Origin of the sequence: Acinetobacter pullicarnis (assembly GCF_006352475.1) — a bacterium.
Taxonomy (GTDB): domain Bacteria; phylum Pseudomonadota; class Gammaproteobacteria; order Pseudomonadales; family Moraxellaceae; genus Acinetobacter; species Acinetobacter pullicarnis.
The window spans coordinates 562,008-581,961 of the sequence record NZ_VCMZ01000001.1 but is presented as its reverse complement, the minus strand read 5'-3'; the positions used below and the strand labels follow the sequence as shown (position 1 = coordinate 581,961).

At 38.5% G+C, this 19,954-nt stretch carries 17 protein-coding genes and 1 pseudogene; 4 read left to right on the top strand and 14 right to left on the bottom strand.

Annotated features, from left to right (window positions below):
* Position 1: 1 nt before the first annotated feature.
* A complete protein-coding gene (locus FD716_RS02510) occupies positions 2-367 on the bottom strand; it encodes a hypothetical protein (RefSeq protein ID WP_139850797.1) in 366 nt (121 codons plus the stop codon).
* 67 nt (positions 368-434) lie between these two features.
* Between FD716_RS02510 and FD716_RS02505 the strand changes: the two genes are divergently transcribed.
* Entirely contained in the window at positions 435-1,088 is a 654-nt protein-coding gene (locus FD716_RS02505; protein ID WP_139850796.1) for a hypothetical protein, read from the top strand.
* Positions 1,089-1,119: 31 nt separating this feature from the next.
* Here the strand turns inward: FD716_RS02505 and FD716_RS02500 are convergent, their stop codons facing one another.
* Entirely contained in the window at positions 1,120-1,731 is a 612-nt protein-coding gene (locus tag FD716_RS02500; protein ID WP_139850795.1) for a class I SAM-dependent methyltransferase, read from the bottom strand.
* A 226-nt stretch (positions 1,732-1,957) separates the two neighbouring features.
* Between FD716_RS02500 and FD716_RS02495 the strand changes: the two genes are divergently transcribed.
* Complete coding sequence (locus tag FD716_RS02495; protein ID WP_139850794.1) at positions 1,958-3,484, top strand: fumarate hydratase; 1,527 nt, start codon at positions 1,958-1,960, stop codon at positions 3,482-3,484.
* 172 nt (positions 3,485-3,656) lie between these two features.
* Here FD716_RS02495 and FD716_RS02490 read toward each other — a convergent pair whose 3' ends face one another.
* The 8 genes and pseudogenes from FD716_RS02490 to FD716_RS02460 form a co-directional block, all read right to left on the bottom strand.
* Positions 3,657-4,433 carry a hypothetical protein gene (locus FD716_RS02490; RefSeq protein WP_139850793.1) on the bottom strand — a complete coding sequence of 259 codons (777 nt, stop codon included), beginning with the start codon at positions 4,431-4,433 and terminating at the stop codon, positions 3,657-3,659.
* Between the two features lie 166 nt (positions 4,434-4,599).
* Complete coding sequence (locus tag FD716_RS02485) at positions 4,600-5,274, bottom strand: hypothetical protein (protein ID WP_139850792.1); 675 nt, start codon at positions 5,272-5,274, stop codon at positions 4,600-4,602.
* A 10-nt stretch (positions 5,275-5,284) separates the two neighbouring features.
* Positions 5,285-5,935 carry a hypothetical protein gene (locus FD716_RS02480; RefSeq protein ID WP_228714897.1) on the bottom strand — a complete coding sequence of 217 codons (651 nt, stop codon included), beginning with the start codon at positions 5,933-5,935 and terminating at the stop codon, positions 5,285-5,287.
* Positions 5,936-6,626: 691 nt separating this feature from the next.
* Positions 6,627-8,030, bottom strand: coding sequence for a hypothetical protein (locus FD716_RS02475; protein WP_139850791.1), 1,404 nt, complete (start codon positions 8,028-8,030; stop codon positions 6,627-6,629).
* A 306-nt stretch (positions 8,031-8,336) separates the two neighbouring features.
* The gene (locus tag FD716_RS02470) at positions 8,337-9,002 is read right to left on the bottom strand and encodes a hypothetical protein (RefSeq protein ID WP_139850790.1); all 666 of its coding nucleotides are present in this window, start codon (positions 9,000-9,002) and stop codon (positions 8,337-8,339) included.
* 1,546 nt (positions 9,003-10,548) lie between these two features.
* Entirely contained in the window at positions 10,549-10,881 is a 333-nt protein-coding gene (locus FD716_RS02465) for a hypothetical protein (protein WP_139850789.1), read from the bottom strand.
* A gap of 147 nt (positions 10,882-11,028) precedes the next feature.
* The gene (locus FD716_RS18960; protein ID WP_215895443.1) at positions 11,029-11,241 is read right to left on the bottom strand and encodes a hypothetical protein; all 213 of its coding nucleotides are present in this window, start codon (positions 11,239-11,241) and stop codon (positions 11,029-11,031) included.
* Positions 11,242-11,263: 22 nt separating this feature from the next.
* Positions 11,264-11,863, bottom strand: a pseudogene (locus FD716_RS02460) (DUF637 domain-containing protein); the annotation flags it as partial.
* 526 nt (positions 11,864-12,389) lie between these two features.
* Here FD716_RS02460 and FD716_RS02455 point away from each other — a divergent pair.
* Positions 12,390-12,749, top strand: coding sequence for a hypothetical protein (locus FD716_RS02455; RefSeq protein WP_139850786.1), 360 nt, complete (start codon positions 12,390-12,392; stop codon positions 12,747-12,749).
* Between the two features lie 127 nt (positions 12,750-12,876).
* On the opposite strand, the gene topA is transcribed toward FD716_RS02455, so the two are convergent.
* The 4 genes from topA to FD716_RS02435 all read right to left on the bottom strand — a co-directional run bounded on the left by topA (position 12,877) and on the right by FD716_RS02435 (position 17,476).
* Positions 12,877-15,522, bottom strand: coding sequence for a type I DNA topoisomerase (gene topA / locus FD716_RS02450; RefSeq protein WP_139850785.1), 2,646 nt, complete (start codon positions 15,520-15,522; stop codon positions 12,877-12,879).
* A gap of 30 nt (positions 15,523-15,552) precedes the next feature.
* Positions 15,553-16,002, bottom strand: a complete 450-nt coding sequence (locus tag FD716_RS02445) for an ammonium transporter (RefSeq protein WP_139850783.1) — start codon at positions 16,000-16,002, stop codon at positions 15,553-15,555.
* A gap of 68 nt (positions 16,003-16,070) precedes the next feature.
* On the bottom strand, positions 16,071-16,970 hold the full coding sequence (locus FD716_RS02440; RefSeq protein WP_139850781.1) for a hypothetical protein: 900 nt from the start codon (positions 16,968-16,970) through the stop codon (positions 16,071-16,073).
* Positions 16,971-17,230: 260 nt separating this feature from the next.
* Positions 17,231-17,476, bottom strand: coding sequence for a SlyX family protein (locus FD716_RS02435; RefSeq protein WP_139850780.1), 246 nt, complete (start codon positions 17,474-17,476; stop codon positions 17,231-17,233).
* 33 nt (positions 17,477-17,509) lie between these two features.
* Here FD716_RS02435 and FD716_RS02430 point away from each other — a divergent pair, with 33 nt between their 5' ends.
* Positions 17,510-19,414: an ATP-binding cassette domain-containing protein gene (locus FD716_RS02430; RefSeq protein WP_139850779.1), complete on the top strand. Its 1,905-nt coding sequence runs from the start codon at positions 17,510-17,512 to the stop codon at positions 19,412-19,414.
* Positions 19,415-19,954: the final 540 nt, after the last annotated feature.

Here is a 19,954-nt window from a genome sequence, read left to right as displayed (position 1 = left end):
TTTATTCCTCTATATTATTTGCATCTTGTGCTTCTTCTATGTCATTAACCATTATCCGAGTCACAATATTTTGAGCAGATGAGGTTGTATTTAACTTCATAAATCCATCATTATCAGTCATCCCTTTTTGTAGACTTCCCTCTTCATCAATAATCAAATAGGGCCGATTTGCCAGTGGTTGGTTGTCTTTATTTTTAACGAGATACTGCAAAATATAAGGATTGTCTGCATCTGGTAGCACTGGAAGTTTCGGAGATATCTGTTCACCCCCCTTAAAAATATGCTGCCCTGCTTTTGCTTCAAATTTTCTCGGTGTAATAATAGTAATACCGTCTTTATTGATAATAATTTGCGAACCACCTGCCATAGTAAATTCCTTTTTTATGTCATAGACTGACTTTTATTATTTGATCAATATTATAATTATAAAAAATATGACCTTTATTCTCGCGATCCAATTCCAAGACAGCATCATTGTCGCAGCTGACAATCGAAGTCTCACGCCAAACCACAAAGATAGATCATTCTTTAGCCAAGATCAAACCACTAAACTTCACACATGGCCAAACGGTATGATCACGGGTGCTGGGGAAGAATATGTGATCTCGAACGCGGTTAAATTATTTAAAAAATATAAAAAATTTGAAATGGCCGATCTGGTCGATTGTCTAAGAATATCGAGGCATCTACGCATACAAGATGTTGGACAACATCAGCAGATTCAAGGGACTAAACTGCTCTGTTCACGCTATTGCAATGATGGTGCGCAGCTTTATAGCATTAGCCCTGAGGATGATCAGCACGATCGCATCACTGCATTAAAACCCTATGATTTTATTCTGTGGTTGGTTAATACCGATTTGCAGCACATTTCGGCTGAATTACAAAAGCTTTATGCCAATTTAAAAGATTTTTCAGCCTTTACTGATGAGCAACAGTGGCTGGATTTTTATCAAATGCCGCTCTCAAAGATTTTTTACCAACAAAGTTTATATGACTGCACCATGAGCCGTAGCTTTGATATTTTCTTTCAAAATAAAAACCAATGCATTTGTCTGCATATTGAGAATAACGCTGCACCATTTTAATCAATATACTGCTTTATACGCTTTAACTCGGTCAAAGCTTCTGGGCTAACCAAACTGTGTGCCCTGTGCATTCTGGGTCTTCAGCACGCATCTCCACCACCCTAAAACCATGCCGATGTAACAAAGCTTGGTATTCGTTTGGCGCTAAACTGGCATGAAACAATGCCTCGCCTTGCATCTCCCCGATGGCAATCCCATGACTTGGCCCACTGCTAAACATCAGTGCAGTTCCTGATTTCGCATGTTGTTCAAATACCTTAAACATATGACGTTGATCGTCATGGGTTAAATGAAAAAAACTATCCCATGCCAATATGCCGCCAAAGCGTTGATTTAAATGCAACTGACGCATATCTGCTTGTAACCACTGTTGCGTTGGAAAGCGTTGCGCCGCCAATTCAAGCATGGCCGGTGAACTATCTATACCCGTGACCGCATGTCTCTGCAAAATACAATATTCAGCCACGGGGACTGCTGCGCCACAGCCTAAATCGAGAATCTGTGAAGACGGTGGGATTAACGTTAAAAAGCGCTCTAACCAAATCCGATCGGCAAAATGATGACGACGTTGCTGATCCCATTGTTTGGCATATTTCTTATAAATTTCAATAATATTTGCCGCAAACTGTTGTTGTTCTAACATGGCCATTTACCGCAGTATGGATTGCATTGATTATAAGCATCTTTCCGCTTTTTTTATCGAGGAAGTTGTTGATGTGGCAAAGCTAAATCACCTTAGTCATGCCGTCTAGATTTCAAACAAATAGAAAAGACAATAAAAGACTTAAAATCAAGCAAATCACCAAAATGGTCACGTTATCCAGTATAATTTAGCCCGCTAGCTAACAGCCCGCTCAAGAGATTTTGATATGACAACTATCATCAAGCAAGATGACTTGATCACTTCGGTCAAGGATGCACTGCAGTTTATTTCCTACTATCACCCTCAGGACTTTATTCAAGCCATGAGTCGTGCTTACGACCGTGAAGAAAATAAAGCCGCGAAGGATGCCATTGCGCAGATTTTGATTAACTCACGTATGTGTGCAGAAGGTCATCGTCCAATCTGTCAAGATACCGGAATTGTCAACGTCATGGTTGACGTCGGTCTCGATGTTAAATTCGATTTAACCATGAGCTTAGATGACGCCATCAATGAAGGCGTGCGTCAGGGCTATTTAGAAAATTCGAATGTACTCCGTGCATCCGTTTTGGCTGATCCTGCTTTTGGTCGTAAAAACACCAAAGACAACACCCCTGCTGTGATTCACTACAAACTAGTACCGGGTAATAAAGTCGATATTACCGTTGCAGCCAAAGGTGGTGGTTCTGAAAATAAATCTAAATTGGCAATGTTGAATCCTTCTGATTCGATTGTTGATTGGGTGCTTAAAACTGTTCCGACTATGGGTGCAGGCTGGTGTCCACCAGGTATGCTCGGTCTTGGGATCGGTGGTACTGCTGAGAAAGCCATGATGCTTGCAAAAGAAGCATTGATGGAAGAGCTCAACATGGATGAATTACTTCGTCGTGGACCAGAAAACAAAATTGAAGAACTTCGTATCGAAATCTTCGAAAAAGTAAATGCACTCGGTATTGGTGCTCAAGGCCTAGGTGGTTTAACCACAGTCTTGGATATTAAAATTAAAGATTATCCTTGTCATGCTGCAGGCAAACCAGTCGGTATGATTCCGAACTGTGCTGCGACTCGCCATGCACATTTCCAATTGGATGGTAACGGTCCTGCGCATATTCAAGCACCGAAACTTTCTGATTATCCTGAAGTGACTTGGGATGCTTCACAGTCTAAACGTGTTGATCTTGATAACATCACCCAAGAAGAAATGAATTCTTGGAAACCAGGCGATACGTTATTGCTCAATGGTACGATCTACACCGGTCGTGATGCAGCACATAAACGTATGTGTGAAATGATCGACAATGGTGAAGAACTTCCAGTTGATCTTAAAGGTAAATTTATCTATTACGTGGGTCCAGTCGATCCAGTCGGTGATGAAGTGGTTGGCCCTGCTGGTCCAACAACAGCAACCCGTATGGACAAATTCACCCGTCAAGTGATCGAAAATACTGGCCTATTCGGTATGATCGGTAAAGCTGAACGTGGCCCAACAGCCATTGCTGCAATTAAAGACAACAAAGCGACCTATTTGATGGCGGTTGGTGGTGCAGCGTACTTGGTGTCTAAAGCGGTACGTGAAGCTGAAGTTGTAGCATTTGCTGACCTGGGTATGGAAGCAATCTACAAATTCAACGTTGAAGATATGCCTGTTTCAGTTGCGGTTGACGTTGAAGGCACTTCAATTCACGCGATTGCGCCAAAAATCTGGCAAGCGAAAATCGGCAAAATTCCAGTGGTTGATGCTGCTGCGGTTTAAGCCTGACTAATGTGTTGATATAAATTGATGATAAGAGGCCCTCTAAATTGAGGGCCTTTTTTATGGCTGAAAATTACGTTTAAGACGACGTGTGTATAAGTGCGGTGTTATCCACATTCGGGGCAGTATCTATAACTAAATATCTTATTCTTAGTTATACGGTGGAAATCGATTAGCTTTTATCTATTTGCAACGCCTGTATATTCGGCATATTTTCATAAGCGCGTAAAATTGTTTCATATGCAGTTGTGGTATGTCCCTGATCCCAGTAGACGATTTTGAGCCAGGTGGCAGCATGACTATAAAGTCCCATTCTAAGCCAAGGTTCTTCTAAGTATTTACTTAGCATTACTCTACCCGCTGCTAATAACTCATTTACATTATATTTAGGTTCAAAATGGTTTCTACAAAGGACATAACCATATTCTCGTGCGCTCATTTTTTTCTTTATTGAAATTTCTTTTTTTCCATAATAGTGCTCAAAACGCTCAATACCAGCTTGATGTTGCCTACTTTGTACACATAGCTGCATAAAGTCATCTAAAAAATCTGTTTTTAATGAATTTTTTGCATACATCTTATATTTAGAATCAAAATCACTCCATAATTCGAATGCTTTCTGCCAATAGGCTGTTGCATTAATATGATCTGACATCCAAATCGCTAAAGCTTTACTTTTAAATAGGTTGGCATGATGAAAGATAAGGTCATCCCCTTCACCAAATATTTCTTTTCTTTCAATCGCTATATCTAACCATTCATGTACTGTCGGTAAATATATATCGACCTCATCTTTAAAGTTAACCAAATAACCTGAAATAATATCTTCCAGCATGAATATTGCATAATTCCCCACAGGTTTTTTAAGATCAAATGAGCTCAACGTATGCTGCATATAGTCAAAAGTGAATTCATGAAAAACTTCTCTATTTCTTTTGGGATCAAACATTACAAGTGCTCCATATTATTAACATACACGATTTATAATTAAATAAACAACACAACCGAATTTTTAAACCAATAAAAAGTTCAAAATCATTTATTCAAATAAAAAATTTTAATCTAATTTTTTATGATTTCCAAACCTTCATATTCAATAAGTCTATTTTTTAAAATTATTTTATTTGGACTTCCCATGTATCTAAGAATATTTTTATTTGTTGAGCAATTTCAGGAAAGTCTCCAGCAATAATCATATTGCTACTGATTAAACTCTCTATATATAAATTTTTAGCAGAATAATCTAAATAATAATGACAAATTTGATCTTTTTCCATTACGCTACTTTGGGTTGGGCAGGTTATTGCGAACGCCCCCATTTGATGAACTTCTCCAAGAAAAGTATAGATACCTGTCATATCTGCATACTGACATTTTTTAGTCCCAGACCAATTACAATCAAATCCGCGATTAAACCTAAATGCTTTATGATCACTCATATTTTTTACTATATTCTGAGCGATAACTGTAATAGGTTGTTGATCTAGTAAGTACCATTGTATTTGTATAATATCGTGGTTAAATCGACCAAAGCGTTGTTGATTATCTGACTCACTTAAACCAGCTAAACTCGGCCAATTAAAATATGCAATCATACTGCCGCTCCGATCAAAGACCAGTGGGCTTTCAACTGGCTGAGAAGGGCTATCAATATACTTCTTCGGTACTGCAAAGTTTCGATCTGCAATAACAACCTGCACATTTTGTTCGCCCTCATAAACTTGCTCTAGTTGTGGCGAACAACCCGTTATAAAAATTAATACCATAACAATTAATAAAAAGGTTTTCATTGAATCTGATCTATTCCAATGCCTGTATATTCGGCATATTTTCATAAGCGCGTAAAATTGTTTCATATGCAGTTGTGGTATGCCCCTGATCCCAGTAGACGATTTTCAGCCATGTAGCAGCATGACGATAAAGTCCCATTCTGAGCCAAGGTTCTTCTAAGTATTTACTTAGCATTACTCTACCCGCTGCTAATAACTCATTTACATTATATTTAGGTTCAAAATGGTTTCTACAAAGGACATAACCATATTCTCGTGCGCTCATTTTTTTCTTTATTGAAATTTCTTTTTTTCCATAATATTGCTCAAAACGCTCAACACCAGCCTTATATTGTCCACTTTGTACACATAGCTGCATAAAGTCATCTAAGAAATCTGTTTTTAATGAATTTTTTGCATACATCTTATATTTAGAATCAAAATCACTCCATAATTCGAATGCTTTCTGCCAATAGGCTGTTGCATTAATATGATCTGACATCCAAATCGCTAAAGCTTTACTTTTAAACAGGTTGGCATGATGAAAGATAAGGTAATCCCCTTCGCCTAATATTTCTTTTCTTTCAATCGCTATATCTAACCATTCATGCACTGTCGGTAAATATATATCGACCTCATCTTTAAAGTTAACCAAATAACCTGAAATAACATCATTTAACATAGATATTGCAAAATTCCCCACAGGATTTTTAAGATCAAATCAACTCAACGTATGCTGCATATAGTCAAAAGTAAATTCATGAAAAACTTCTCTCTTTCTTTTGGGATCAAACACTACAAGTGCTCCAGATTATTGACATACACGATTGACACAACTATAGATTACAGAATTTTTAGAGTTACCCGTTGCGGCGGTAGAGGTCGTAAAGGTTCCATCTTTAAGATTATTAATAGCTTGTTCTTTCACATATTATGTCCATTATCAGAATAGATGACTCCACTTAAGTTTTTACTCCAACCTTGTGATTAATAATCAGGTAGATCATCATTCCTGTAAAATAAATTACTTAAAGAATAGAACATGTTGTTTAGTGAAAGAATGGCTGACATGTCAGCTTGTCTTTAACTTCAGAGCCAAATGAACTCGACCATTTAAAAAAAGCTGATATTGGATATTTAGCGCAACGAGATATTGGTAGGTTTTAGAAAAATAATCAGTGTCTTTTCCCAACTGTTTTAATGTATAAAATGGCATTTCATCCATCTCTTATTTATTTAACTTTTTGAATTTAGCAAAGGCCCTCTGACTTGAGGGCTTCTTTATGGGGATGAAATACCTTTAAAATGCTGGTGTGTATAAGTGCAGTGTTATCCTCATTTTTGTCGATCCTCCTCCCATGAGAAAGATCGAACTATTGGGGTGAAAGTTCTTTTGTCTTAAATGAATTAAAAATAGGTTCAGAAATGGCTAATGATTCTTCTATCGAATCACTCCAATAATCCATAAAAGTTACTTTTATTAAAAATTTTTCAAAGATAATTACTTTTGTTGCTATGCGAAATAAATTATGTTCTTGCTGCTCAACCTGATCTAAATAAATCACAGAATAATCATCATTATGCTGCACACTCTGCTTTAAACATTCCCACACTGTCGTTACAGCTGGATAATGATCAAGTAAAGTGATTAGCGTAGATTCAGCATAATCCGCCCTACTTTGCGTATCCAAATCAATTCGATCCCATCCACCTATGAATAACTCTTTTTCAATGGGCGCATCATAACCTTCAGGTCTATAAAAATAAGCTATTTCTTCAACATCACCATGACTATATGTTTCACCATAACCTGGCGCTGATGTGTCAAAAGGTCGCGACAACCACCATTGAGAAAGCTCAAGCTCCCAAGAGGTTGTTTGCAGTTTTTTTAGTTGATTTAAATACAGATACATATTTTCAGGTGGTGCTTCTGCTTGCATATAAGCATCAGAAATTAAATTAAAATGAGGCACGCGAAAAGTGTCCGTATAATCTGTCTGCTTTTGAGACCAGATTATATTATCTTCTGAAAGCCCGATTAATTTACGCCGATCTGATCGAGGTTCATAATCTTTTTCTACTGAGTAAAAAGCATCATAGCCTAGATGAACTTTTACTTTTTCTCTAGCTTGATCAACTACTTCAGTCTGTTCGTATACATCTTGGACAGCAGCAGAAAGCTGAATATATACTGCTTTTTCAGATAACTTTTCCACCCTATACGCTGGTGTACTCATTAATATCTCTAATCCAAATAAGTTAACATAGGCTTCACCAAATACGACCCCCCAATACATATCACTTAGCCAATGCTTTAATACATGTGTACTTGGCGTAAAGTCAATCCATCCGAAATTAGGATGAACTTCTTGAACCCGATTCATATCAATAATTGCTAAATCAGCATTAAATTCGACAGATACTTTTTTAACATAGTTAATTAGTTTATCTTGATCTACCTGTTCTAATTCTGGTTGAATCGATTCCAGACTATGTGTTCGACCATGATACGACGGTGAAAACCCTCCCCAAAACCGAGTTTTTTTATTACGCTTGCACCACAACGAATCTGCAGCTCCACCACGATCATCTGGTATTAATGTCTCAATGATATCTGGTGAAAATTCAATTTTTAAAGGTTCCCAAAATCCACATTTTTCTGGGATAAGCTCTGGATAGTGCTCACAACGATATCTAATCCGCTGAAAAAAGTCCCGAGGTGCTGCGAGCACTGCAGGTGTGTATATCGTTACATATACTGGATGTTTAAATTTCATATTTTAACCTTTCTTTCTAAAATCAATAAAAATTTTCATTGTTTGGGTCTTCAAATCAAATTTATGAATTACACCTTTAGACCCCTTGATCTGCGCTATAACTGTTTTCAATTATTGAGTAATCACTTTTAATTTATTTTTTATTTTTTATTTTGATGAGTCATATTTTCCAGTTTAAAACTAGCACTATAGATTAAATAAAAAATACAACCCAACAGATTAGACTTTTAAAATCATTATAAAATATCAACACCACCCTCTCTAAAACTTCATATTTTAATATTTAAAATTAAATCTTTTTTTAAATTATTTTACTTGAACTTCCCATGTATCCAAGAAGATTTTTATTTGTTGAGCAACTTTAGGAAAATCACCAGCAATAATCATATTGCTACTGATTAAACTCTCTATATATAAATTTTTAGCAGGGTAATCTATATTTAAATTACAAATAGTATTCTGGTCCATGACCTCACTGTAACTGTGACATATTATTGTAAAAGGACCAAAATTTTGAATTTCTCCAATATAGTTATAGTATCTACCTTTATATTTGTAATGGCAGTTCTTAATATCAGACCACTCACAATTATTCCCATCTCTAACAAAGTTAATCTCTTCGCTTAAATTAGTTAAAACTTGTCGAGCCGTAACAGGTTGTTGATCTAGTAAGTACCATTGTATTTGTATAATATCGTGATTAAATCGACCAAAACGTTGTTGATTATCTGACTCACTTAAACCAGCTAAACTCGGCCAATTAAAATATGCAATCATACTGCCGCTTCGATCAAAGACCAGTGGACTTTCAACTGGCTGAGAAGGGCTATCAATATACTTCTTCGGTACTGCAAAATTTCGATCTGCAATAACAACCTGCACATTTTGTTCGCCCTCATAAACTTGCTCTAGTTGTGGCGAACACCCCGTTATAAAAGTTAATACCATAACAATTAATAAAAAGTTTTTCATTTAATCTGATCTATTCCAACGCTTATGATCTTATTCCATCCTTGTATGGTGGAAGTGGGTACGCTTTTAGCTATATAGACTAATCGCTCATAATCCTAATCATGATAATTTTTTATCTTTCCAACAACCACCTTCTAAATAAATACTTTGATATCCCACTGTATAACGTTGAAATAATAAAACTAAGCTTTATAAAAATTAATTTTATATAATTGAAAAAAACATACTAACCATATAACACCCTAAAGCTAATCCATACACCGTAAATATCTACCATCCTTTTAACAAAAACTCCCCCTTTACAAAAAAAGAAGTTATAAAAAATATAAAGTTAATAAATACACATAAATATATGTATAACAGCACTCCAAAAAGACCAGAAATAGCTCTATGTTCAATCCTAAATAACAATGAATCCATATCACTGTATAATAAAAACACTCCAATAAAAGCATTAACTCTCAAAAAAATAAGTTTACTTTTATTTGAGTCCTTATTTATAAACAAAAAGATAGGAAGCAATATATAAAATATAAAATATAAACTAATATTCCACCTGGGTTACCAGTAACAGTCATGTTACAACTCCATCTTGCAATCCAAGGCTGATTCTTTTATACCCTGCATCGATATACGCTTCGATATTTATAACTTTATCTACTTATACTTCGCTAAATAATTCACTCTATTTTTATTCACCCGATCGTTGCACTGTGTAATATAAAAAACAGCGATCATCAATAAGAAGGTTAAAACATAAATACCTATCAGATACTGAATGCTTAAAAACCAACTACCGCACCTCCCCCCTTTCCCCTTAAATCCATTTCAAAAACTTGATTGACCCGTCAAAAATACAACATAAATACTACTTCTGATAGCTTAAGCCTTTATAAATCCCAATTCACTATTAACTTGAAATGAATAATTAATCGCACACTAAAAGAGAAAAAGGCCACAAACACATTATTTATCAATTAAAATCAACAAGATAAAGCAAAATATTTTAATTAATTTTAACAAAGAAATCCATTTAAGTACATTTACTTAATAGAATAATTCAACTTATTCAACTTATTTAACTTATTTAACTTATTTAACTTATTTAACTTATTTAACTTATTTAACTTATTTAACTTATTTAACTTATTTAACTTATTTAAATATATATATAAATCTCTTAAAATTAACAATATTTATTTTAAATAACAGCGAACCATTAGAAACCACAATTCAATCACATAAAATAAGAATGACAAATTAAAATATGAGAAGTATTTTTCAATATTATAATTTTTTAAAATATAAATCAAAAAAAATAACTTATATGATTAAATCTATGACTATTTACACACAAACTAAATATTGAAGCAAGCTATCACATCAAAATAAAAACAACTAAACCATTATATTTAAAATAAAAATAAACTTCATAAAAAATCTTACTAATACATTATAATTCATGTATTTTATTATCACATGCATGTTACGTTGCATCAAAAAAATATAAATAAAAACAAATTATTTCAATTGGTTAGCGACCATATTAATGAACATAGCATTCCTTACGTTTTTTATAATCAGAAAAAGCCCAAGATAAAATCGTGCCATCAGGGGAAACAAGTAATGAATACTGGCATCGCTTACTCCAATTGAAAAAATAGCGCGTATTTGGAGGCTCCTGAGTTTCTTTATAAAGTAGCCCATCTTTCTTCGCTTTTTCAAAGTTTCGCCCACCCGTCACGTCTATCTTTGAGTTGTAAATGTTTTGACCAACATTTTCATCAATACTAGTTGTCCAGTAGAGATGATAGCAACCTGAAAGAATTTGAATACTAAATAAGATAACCAGCCATTTAAAGTAATATTTTCTTTTCATTTATTTCCTCGCCCAAGTTGATTTACTAAATAATAATACTCATTTGCTAATGCACTATAAGTTATCAATAATGCTGTGGCCATCATCGGAAGATTTCCTGCCTTAAATAGCAATTCACTTTTGTCCGTCATCCAATTTGCCCAAATATCATGTAAGGTCGCCATTCCATCCAGGTATTTGATTCAAGCCATTACTGATCCACTGTTCTTCACACAAGGCAAGACGACAACCTAGTCCCATCATTGCATTTAATCCAATATTATTAATAAAGCTGCCTCTAATTTGAGCCTGTGGTACGCCTGAACCTTCTACTTTCAATAAAGAAGAAGCTTCTAAACGTTTAACCCCAATCCGTAACAACCTTCAAGTTAAATGGATTTCCTAATTTATCCTTAAGCATTACTGTTTCCTTACCCCAATTTTGAGTTGTATTACTGATCCCCGCCAGAGCCATTGCAATTGCTAAATTTTTAATAGCACTTTTGCTTGTGACATCTTTAAGAATAGCGCTCAATTTTTCTTTGTTATTGACTGCACTAATTGATGCCTGTGTTGCTAAACTTGTCAATGCCGCATTAAGCATTACACCAGCAGTTGTGATAGTTGTTGCCTCCCCCACCGTTGCTATCGTAATACCACCAAAGGTTGTTACTGAACCACCACCCGCAACAGGTGTTGTCGTTCCTAATCCAGCAATCCCTCCATCAGCTTTAAAGGTTGGTAGAGTTGGGCCATTAAAACGTGGCAAATTAGCAGTCTCAGTAATAGAGCTTTTATCTTGCATTGCTTGCCAAACAACTGAGTTTTTCTCTTTTTTAAATAACTCAGTAATGCTTTTTTTTGCAGCAATCAACTCCAGTTTTCCACCAGCTTCAATTGTGGCACCCTTAAGATACTGAAACTCCGTTCCTTCTAAACGTGTATCAAAACCAGATTTCGTTCCAATATAATCTGCTTGTAGTATTGCAGGCAGCTTAGCCAGAGCATTCACCACTAATAAATACCCCACTGCACTTAAATCCGTTTCGAAAATTTGATGTAGCCATCAAAAGTACGGCATAAATGTCATTTATCACCGCATAAATCATCTTGATAAAGCCCAAATCCCTATTAACTTAAAATACATAATAAATCTCACTTTAAAATATATAAATGATAGCCACATATTATTAATCAATAAAATCAACAATATAAAATAAAAATAATCCAATTAATCTTAACAATCAAACTAATTTATGTATATTTACTAAATAAAATAATTTAGACCGTTTCAATCTGAAGCTTTTCAATTCAAATGGAATAAATGTGTAATGAATAATAAAAATATGATGACAATGGTGATTACCATCATGATCAGTGGCTATAGTGCGATTAAAGTTTCACTGAGTCAGAATTAAACCGATCAAACGCTTTAAATCCTAGCGTTAAATAAAGATTCCGAAATCAAGGTTGTGCCCTTTGCTCGAATTTCATTTAGCCAACAGCCAAAGATTATGATCAGTTTCGCAATGCATACCCGTTTTAAAAATGTCTTAGATAATCACAAAGAAACTAAACGTACGTATCATTACTTCTCGACCTATACCGCACCACTCGCTGCATGGGGTGAAAATAATAATGTACTGTTCCATAAAAAAGCGGCTAGTGCATATAAGGACCTCGCCAAAACTTTTGTTTTAGATGTCCAAAATCAACTCAATGTAAATAAATTCAGTGTGAGTGAACAAAATCGTGGTCAAACACAGTTCAATGCAACAAGCTATCGTTTTATAGATAATCCAAATCAACGCTGTATCGCGGTGCTTAAAAATCAAAAAGGACCAGTTATCGAAAATAATATTTACATTTTTGAAAGCAATCCATCCTAATATTGATCGCCCGTTTGGCGCTTTAGGCTTTCTCTCAAAGCTGGTTGGCAAACTGCTAAATCCCTTATCCCAAACACAAAAAAGCGAGCCGAGGCTCGCAATTTTAATCTTATTTTAAGTGCTTAAATTAAGCTTCAGCCCACTTGCCATTTTCATAATGTAAGCTCCATTTGCTGGCTTTGCCTTCAGCAGTTTCAGAACCCACATATTGGCACTGATTTTTACGGCTGAATTTCACAATGGTGGCATTGCCTTCAGGATCGGTATCTGGTGCTTCCAAGATAAATTGATACTTCGGATCAATTTGAGCAGCAACACTACGGAGCTCAGCCACTTTAGGGGCACGGGTTTCACGAATTTTCGGGAACTTACTTGCCGCTAAGAATAGTCCAGCAGCGCCATCTCTCAACACAAAATAATCATCGTGCTTGGTTGAACGCAGATGTTCCATTTTAATTGGATCGACACGTGGTGGCGCAGGTTGGCCATTTTTAAGCACTTTACGGGTGTTGTCACAGCTGGTACAAGAGAAATATGGGCCAAAACGACCGGTTTTCAATTGCATCTCGCCATCACACTTGTCGCAAGGAATGCTTGGGCCATCATAGCCCTTAATTTTAAACTCGCCTTCTTCCAGCTCAAAACCGTGACAGTCTGGGTTATTCCCGCAAATATGTAATTTGCGTCCACCATCAATCACATAGCTGTCCATTGCAGTACTACATACTGGACAGCGGCGTTTTGACATTAAGTCTGCAGTTTCAGCACCATCATCATCAGACAACACGGCCAAAGACTCAACCGGTGCCAGATTCAGCGTACCTTTACAGCGTTCTTTCGGTGGCAAGTTATAGCCTGAACAACCCAAGAATACACCTGTGGTTCCGGTACGAATTTGCATCGCACGGCTACACTCTGGGCAATGTACGGGTTCAACTTCAACCGGCATATTACGACGCATACCTGCTTCGCTTTGTGCATTGCTCAAACGTTTTTTAAAGTCACCGTAGAAACTATCGAGTACATCTTTCCAATCACGTTCCCCCATGGCGACTTTATCGAGCTGACCTTCGAGGTCGGCCGTAAAGGCATAGTTCATGAGGTTGTTAAAGCTTTCATCCAATCGGTCGGTGACGATCTCGCCCATTTTCTCGGCAAAGAGACGACGATTTTCTAATTTCACATAACCACGGTCTTGAATGGTCGAAATAATCGCAGCATAGGTCGATGGACGGCCGATACCACGCTTTTCTAACTCTTTCACCAATGAAGCTTCAGTAAAGCGCGCAGGTGGCTTGGTAAAGTGTTGTGATGGATCTAGTTTTTCAAGTTTTAGAATCTCACCGACTTTCACGGCTGGCAATAACACATCATCGTCAGATTTGTTGACACCACGAACACGGGTAAAGCCATCAAAGACCAAAGTACGACCTTTGGCTTTAAGTTCAACCCCATTGGCATTGACCAAAATTGTTGATGACAAGTATTCAACTGGTGTCATTTGGCAGGCGACAAACTGGCGCCAAATTAAATCATAGAGACGCTGTGCATCACGTTCAGCACCAGCCAAGCTATCGCCACGGAGTGCAACATTAGAAGGACGAATTGCTTCATGCGCTTCTTGGGCATTGGCTTTGTTGCCATAGAAAATCGGTTTTGCCGGCAGGTACTTGTCACCAAATTCAGTTTGAATATGATCACGCACCATGGCCACAGCGTCATTACTCAAAAAGGTTGAGTCAGTACGCATATAAGTGATAAAACCAGCTTCATACAAGCGCTGTGCCAACATCATGGTTTTCTTTACAGAGAAGCCAAGACGGGTACTTGCAGCTTGTTGCAGGGTTGACGTGATATACGGTGCGCTTGGATTAACCTTAGTTGGTTTATCTTCACGGCTTGACACTTCAAACGCTGCATCCTTAATTTGATTGAGGATCGCATCGGTTTGCGCTTTGTTGGTTAGCTTGAGGGTTTTGCCCGCTTGTCTAACCGCTTCTAAGCGAATTTCATCTTTTTGTGAAGTGGTATCTGCAAAAATTTGCCAATATTCTTCAGGGATAAAGGCACGAATACTGCGTTCACGCTCTACCACCAATTTCACTGCCACCGATTGCACTCGACCTGCCGATAAACCGCGGGCAATTTTTTCCCACAGCAATGGCGAAATCATAAAGCCAACCACACGGTCTAAGAAACGACGTGCTTGTTGCGCGTTCACTTTAGCAATATCTAGACGTTCTGGACGCTTAAATGCTTCTTGAATGGCATTCTTGGTAATTTCGTTAAATACAACACGTTGATAACGTGATTCATCACCGCCGATGACTTCTTTTAAATGCCAAGCAATCGCTTCACCTTCGCGGTCCAAATCCGTTGCGAGATAGATTTCATCAACTTGGGAGGCCAGCTTTTTGAGCTCAGCAACCACATGTTCCTTACCTGGCAAGACTTCATAATGCGCACGCCAATCGTGTTCAGGGTCAACCCCCATCCGATTGATCAAGGCATTTTGTGCTTTGACGGCTTTCTCTTCGTCCGTCAGTTTAGTGCGTGTCGCTGGTTTTTTTTCTGTTGATTTAGAACCACCTGTTGGCAAGTCGCGGACGTGCCCCACAGATGATTTCACAATATACTGTGAACCCAGATATTTATTAATCGTCTTCGCTTTAGCAGGCGACTCCACAATCACTAGTGCGCGTTTTTTCCCAGCAACCGGCGTTTCGTCTGCTGCTGCGTTGCTTTTGGATGTGGACCGAGGAGCTTTGGCCATAATCTACTGTTATTCCTGTTTATATCTAAATTAATGTTCAGCCAAAGAAATCAAAAATGCTTTCATAGCATCAAGCTGTGTGGCGCGGAGGTCACAAGACTCGTCCCAATAAATGCCGACACAGTTTGCCTGCATATCAATAGCATAAATTCCCTGTAATGCAATGAGAATCTCATTAAATTTCTCATCGCCCTGCACAACCTGTAACTGTTCATTCTGAATCAGCGCACGCATTAAAGGCAAACGTGCATCAGGAATCAATACACTATAGTAGGCCACCATGCTGGCACGATTTTCTGTGGCTTTTGGGATTTTGGTCCAATCAGGCGCAACAACTAAACGCGGATGTAGCCCTATTTTTCTGGCTTTTTCACGCATCAATCCGAGCGCCTTTTCTCTCGGGCTCACTCTTAGGCCAAAAATTGAACCTAATACAAAAACGACGATAATAATCGTTATCCAAAGCCCCATGCGTTCCATAATCCACTTGTGTCAATCCCTATTAGAGTTGCACAAGCTGAATATAAAACGCAAGTTTCAGCTTGAATTTAATTTAAAACCATCTCATGACTATAGATAACTTCGTGACCATTCCAGTATATATAGCCCTTCTCTAGCAATTCTTTGAGCAACATCCCAATATCAGACTCAGGAAACTCTGCCGCTAAAAAATCACGGAGTGCATAAATATCTTTTGGCTTTTCAGACTGAAGCTGATTGAGCTTACGCAGCACCGCGACTTGCACCCGATCCACTTTACTAAAATTTTGATAGAGCTTGGCTTGCACTTGTTCAAGACTCGGCTTGGCGGGCGCATGAATAACGTCTATTACGGCTGGTGCAGGCTCAGGTACCCGAGTAGGCGCGGGCTCTGCTTGTTGCATCAGACTTGGATGGTAACGCAGACTTTCCAACCAGCGGGACAATGGACGTAATGCATTGACCGGTTGCTGATGTAATTTATCAATACAGCGATTTAACAGTTGATCAACACGTGGATGCTGGCGAATCGGTTGTAATGCTTTGGCGACACTGGCTCTCGCTGCACGCTTAAATTCCTGCGCTGATTGAACCTGAACAGGAATTGACTCGCTCAACGGCGTGAGATGACAATTAAATTCTGCATCTTGCATCAACTGCAATAAAAGCGAGCAACTTGGCATCGCAGACAGTAATTCAACTTGGGTGTAGGCATCGACCAACGCCAGCAGTTGCCCAACCAACATCGCGTATTCATATTCTTTTATTGTCGACTTGGCTGTTTCTAAAATCACCACCTCGCCACTGCAAATCCAAGTCGCAAGTTCGGTTAAATCTGCCAATGCATAATGGAACTGACCACGGCAATCAAAGAGATACACCACATCATTTTGTTCGAGCAAGTCTCTAAGACTATGGGCAGTAGGAAGATGCTGTTCAAGATCAAGCAAGGCGACTTTATTCAACATGGTCTGAGGGTTCAATCAAAATCGGCAATTCAACATTACACCGAGCTTAATCATAAAGGTCAAATAAAATCACATGAATTTTGCAAAAAAAGTCATAATAGTCGCAGCCAAATATCAGCACAGTATTAATCGGCCCAAGTCACTTAAGCGAATGAACACACGGCTTTGACACATTAGGTTGATATATTGCGTTGATAGATTGGGTTAATACCGCGATATAGCAGCTCAAATGATGGCTGCGATCACGCGATTCACTGCGATTAATAATGGGGTGGTCGATCATTCGAAGGATCAAAGCTAGCAATACCATCAGAACGATCTGAACTATCGACGCGCTGATACAACAATTGCATTTGTTTCTTTAAATCGGCGATATCGGCACCCTGACGGGCAACTTCTGCATCTAATTGTTCGACTAAATCGTCCAAAAATGCAATTCGCACTTGCAAATCTTCTATGGGTGCGGAGAATGACGCCTGTTCATCAATATTTTTTGCTTCAGTCATTTTTAGTCCTCATTTGAGATTTCAGGAAACACTATGGCCTATATTACCCTAAGGGACGTCCAACTTGCATTCGGGGGACCTTCTCTTCTCGACGGCGCAAGTTTCAATTTAGAACGTGGCGAACGCGTGTGTTTAATTGGTCGAAATGGTGAGGGTAAATCGACACTCCTCAAACTCATCGAAGGTAGCCTCTTCCCAGATGCGGGTGAAGTCACCATTCAAAATGGTTTGACTGTTTCTATGCTTGCACAAGACGTGCCAGTTGATTCGGGTAAAGTTGCAGACGTGGTTGCTGAAGGTGCAGGCGAAGCCGCAAAAGTGCTCAAAGCCTACCACGAAGCCAATGATGCCTGCGTGCTTGGTGATATGCAAGCCTGTGAACGCATGGGTGATTTGCAGCATGAGCTCGATAAACACGACGGTTGGTCATTAGAAACCAAGGTCAATTCGATCCTCAGTAAAATGGGCTTAGACCCGGAAAGCGATTTGGCTGAATTGTCAGGTGGACGTAAGCGTCGTGTGCTTTTGGCCCAAGCACTGTTGACCCAGCCTGATGTGTTATTACTCGATGAGCCTACGAACCATTTAGACGTTGAAAGTATTGAATGGTTAGAGAAATTCTTACTTGATCAAAACAACTTAACGTTATTGTTTATCTCGCATGACCGTGCATTTGTCGATAGCGTTGCAACGCGTATTGTCGAACTCGATCGTGGTGTATTGCGTAGTTATGAAGGTAACTACACGCGCTATATCGAATTAAAAGCGCAGCAAATGGAAGCTGAAGAAAAACAAAATGCATTGTTTGACAAAAGATTGGCCGAAGAAGAAGTTTGGATTCGCCAAGGCATTAAAGCACGACGTACCCGTAACGAAGGCCGTGTTCGTGCATTAAAAGCATTGCGTGAAGAATCAAAAGCACGCCGCTCGCAGCAAGGCAAGGTCAATATGGGCGTGCAAGAAGCTTCTCGCTCAGGAAAATTGGTCTTTGAAATTGAACACTTGGGCGTTAGCTATGGCGACAACCAATTGATCAATGATTTCTCTGCAGTGGTGATGCGTGGCGATCGTATTGGTCTGGTCGGTGACAACGGTGTGGGTAAAACCACGCTGATTAAAGCGATTTTGGGCGATATTGAACATCGTGGTGAAGTGAAAGTCGGTACCCAGTTAGAAGTTGCCTACTTCGACCAACTGCGTAACCAACTCGAATTGAACAAATCAGTTGCAGATAACGTTTCTGAAGGTTCTGACTTTGTTGATGTAAATGGTCAACGTCGTCATATTTATAGCTACCTGCAAGACTTCTTATTCTCACCAGAACGCGCACGTACGCCAGTCAAAGCCTTGTCTGGTGGTGAACGTAACCGTATCTTGTTGGCCAAACTGTTGTTAAAACCGTCGAACCTGATTGTGATGGATGAGCCAACCAACGACTTGGATATGGTGACCTTAGAGTTACTTGAAGACATGCTCGGTGAATATAAAGGCACCTTGCTACTCATCAGCCATGACCGTGCCTTTATGGACAACGTGGTGACGTCGACTTGGGTCTTTGATGGTCGTGGTGGCATTCAAGAATATGTCGGAGGTTATCAAGACTACTTACAACAATGCCCGGATCAAACCGTGGTCGATCAAAAAAGTGATGTGAAAAAAGCCATTGCCAAAGCAGAAACCACTGCTGGTGATGCGGCCCCTGCCAAGAAAGTCAAACTTAGCTATAAAGATCAACGTGAACTTGAACAGTTGCCTGCTGAAATCGAAGCATTGGAAACTGAGCAAAGCACGCTCTCTGAAAAGCTTGCTGATGGTGCATGGTTTGTATCCAATGCAGATGCAGCGACAGCGGCCTCACAACGTTTATCAGAAATTGATGAACTGTTGCTTGAAAAGCTAGAGCGCTGGGATTTGCTTGAAAACATGACCAAAGCCTAAAAACCGCCTAGACACGCGTCTGCAATTCAAATTGCAAGACTGTGCCTTAGACAACAAAGCCCGCAAAGATTGCGGGCTTTGTCCATCTCCAACGCTTTTTTATTGTGAAAACCCAGCGAAATTGCATGTTTTTTCTAGCGTTCTGTATTTCCACAACACTATAATAACCTTGCTTAAAACTTATATTACAATGCGTTGAATAGCGCCACCAGCGCAGGTTTGTGCAGCTTATAATCGTGACTCACCATGTAAAACAAGACCATTGTCACTTTAAACCAATGCATCAGACCACGCTAAAACGGTAATGCAACTTCGAATAAAACCATACGCAGCAAAACAACAATGACAGTCATCACCGCAGCAGAATTTACAGCCCTAAAACCAGATAACAGCGCAGCGTCAAAGCAGTTTCACCGCGCAGATTGAACGGTTGTAAAAACTGTAAAATTTTTAAAATAAACGGTTTTAAATCGATTGATTGCTTCACGCTTTTGGTCTCGCAGCCATTGGATGTACCGTATCCATTCAACGCAAATCTCT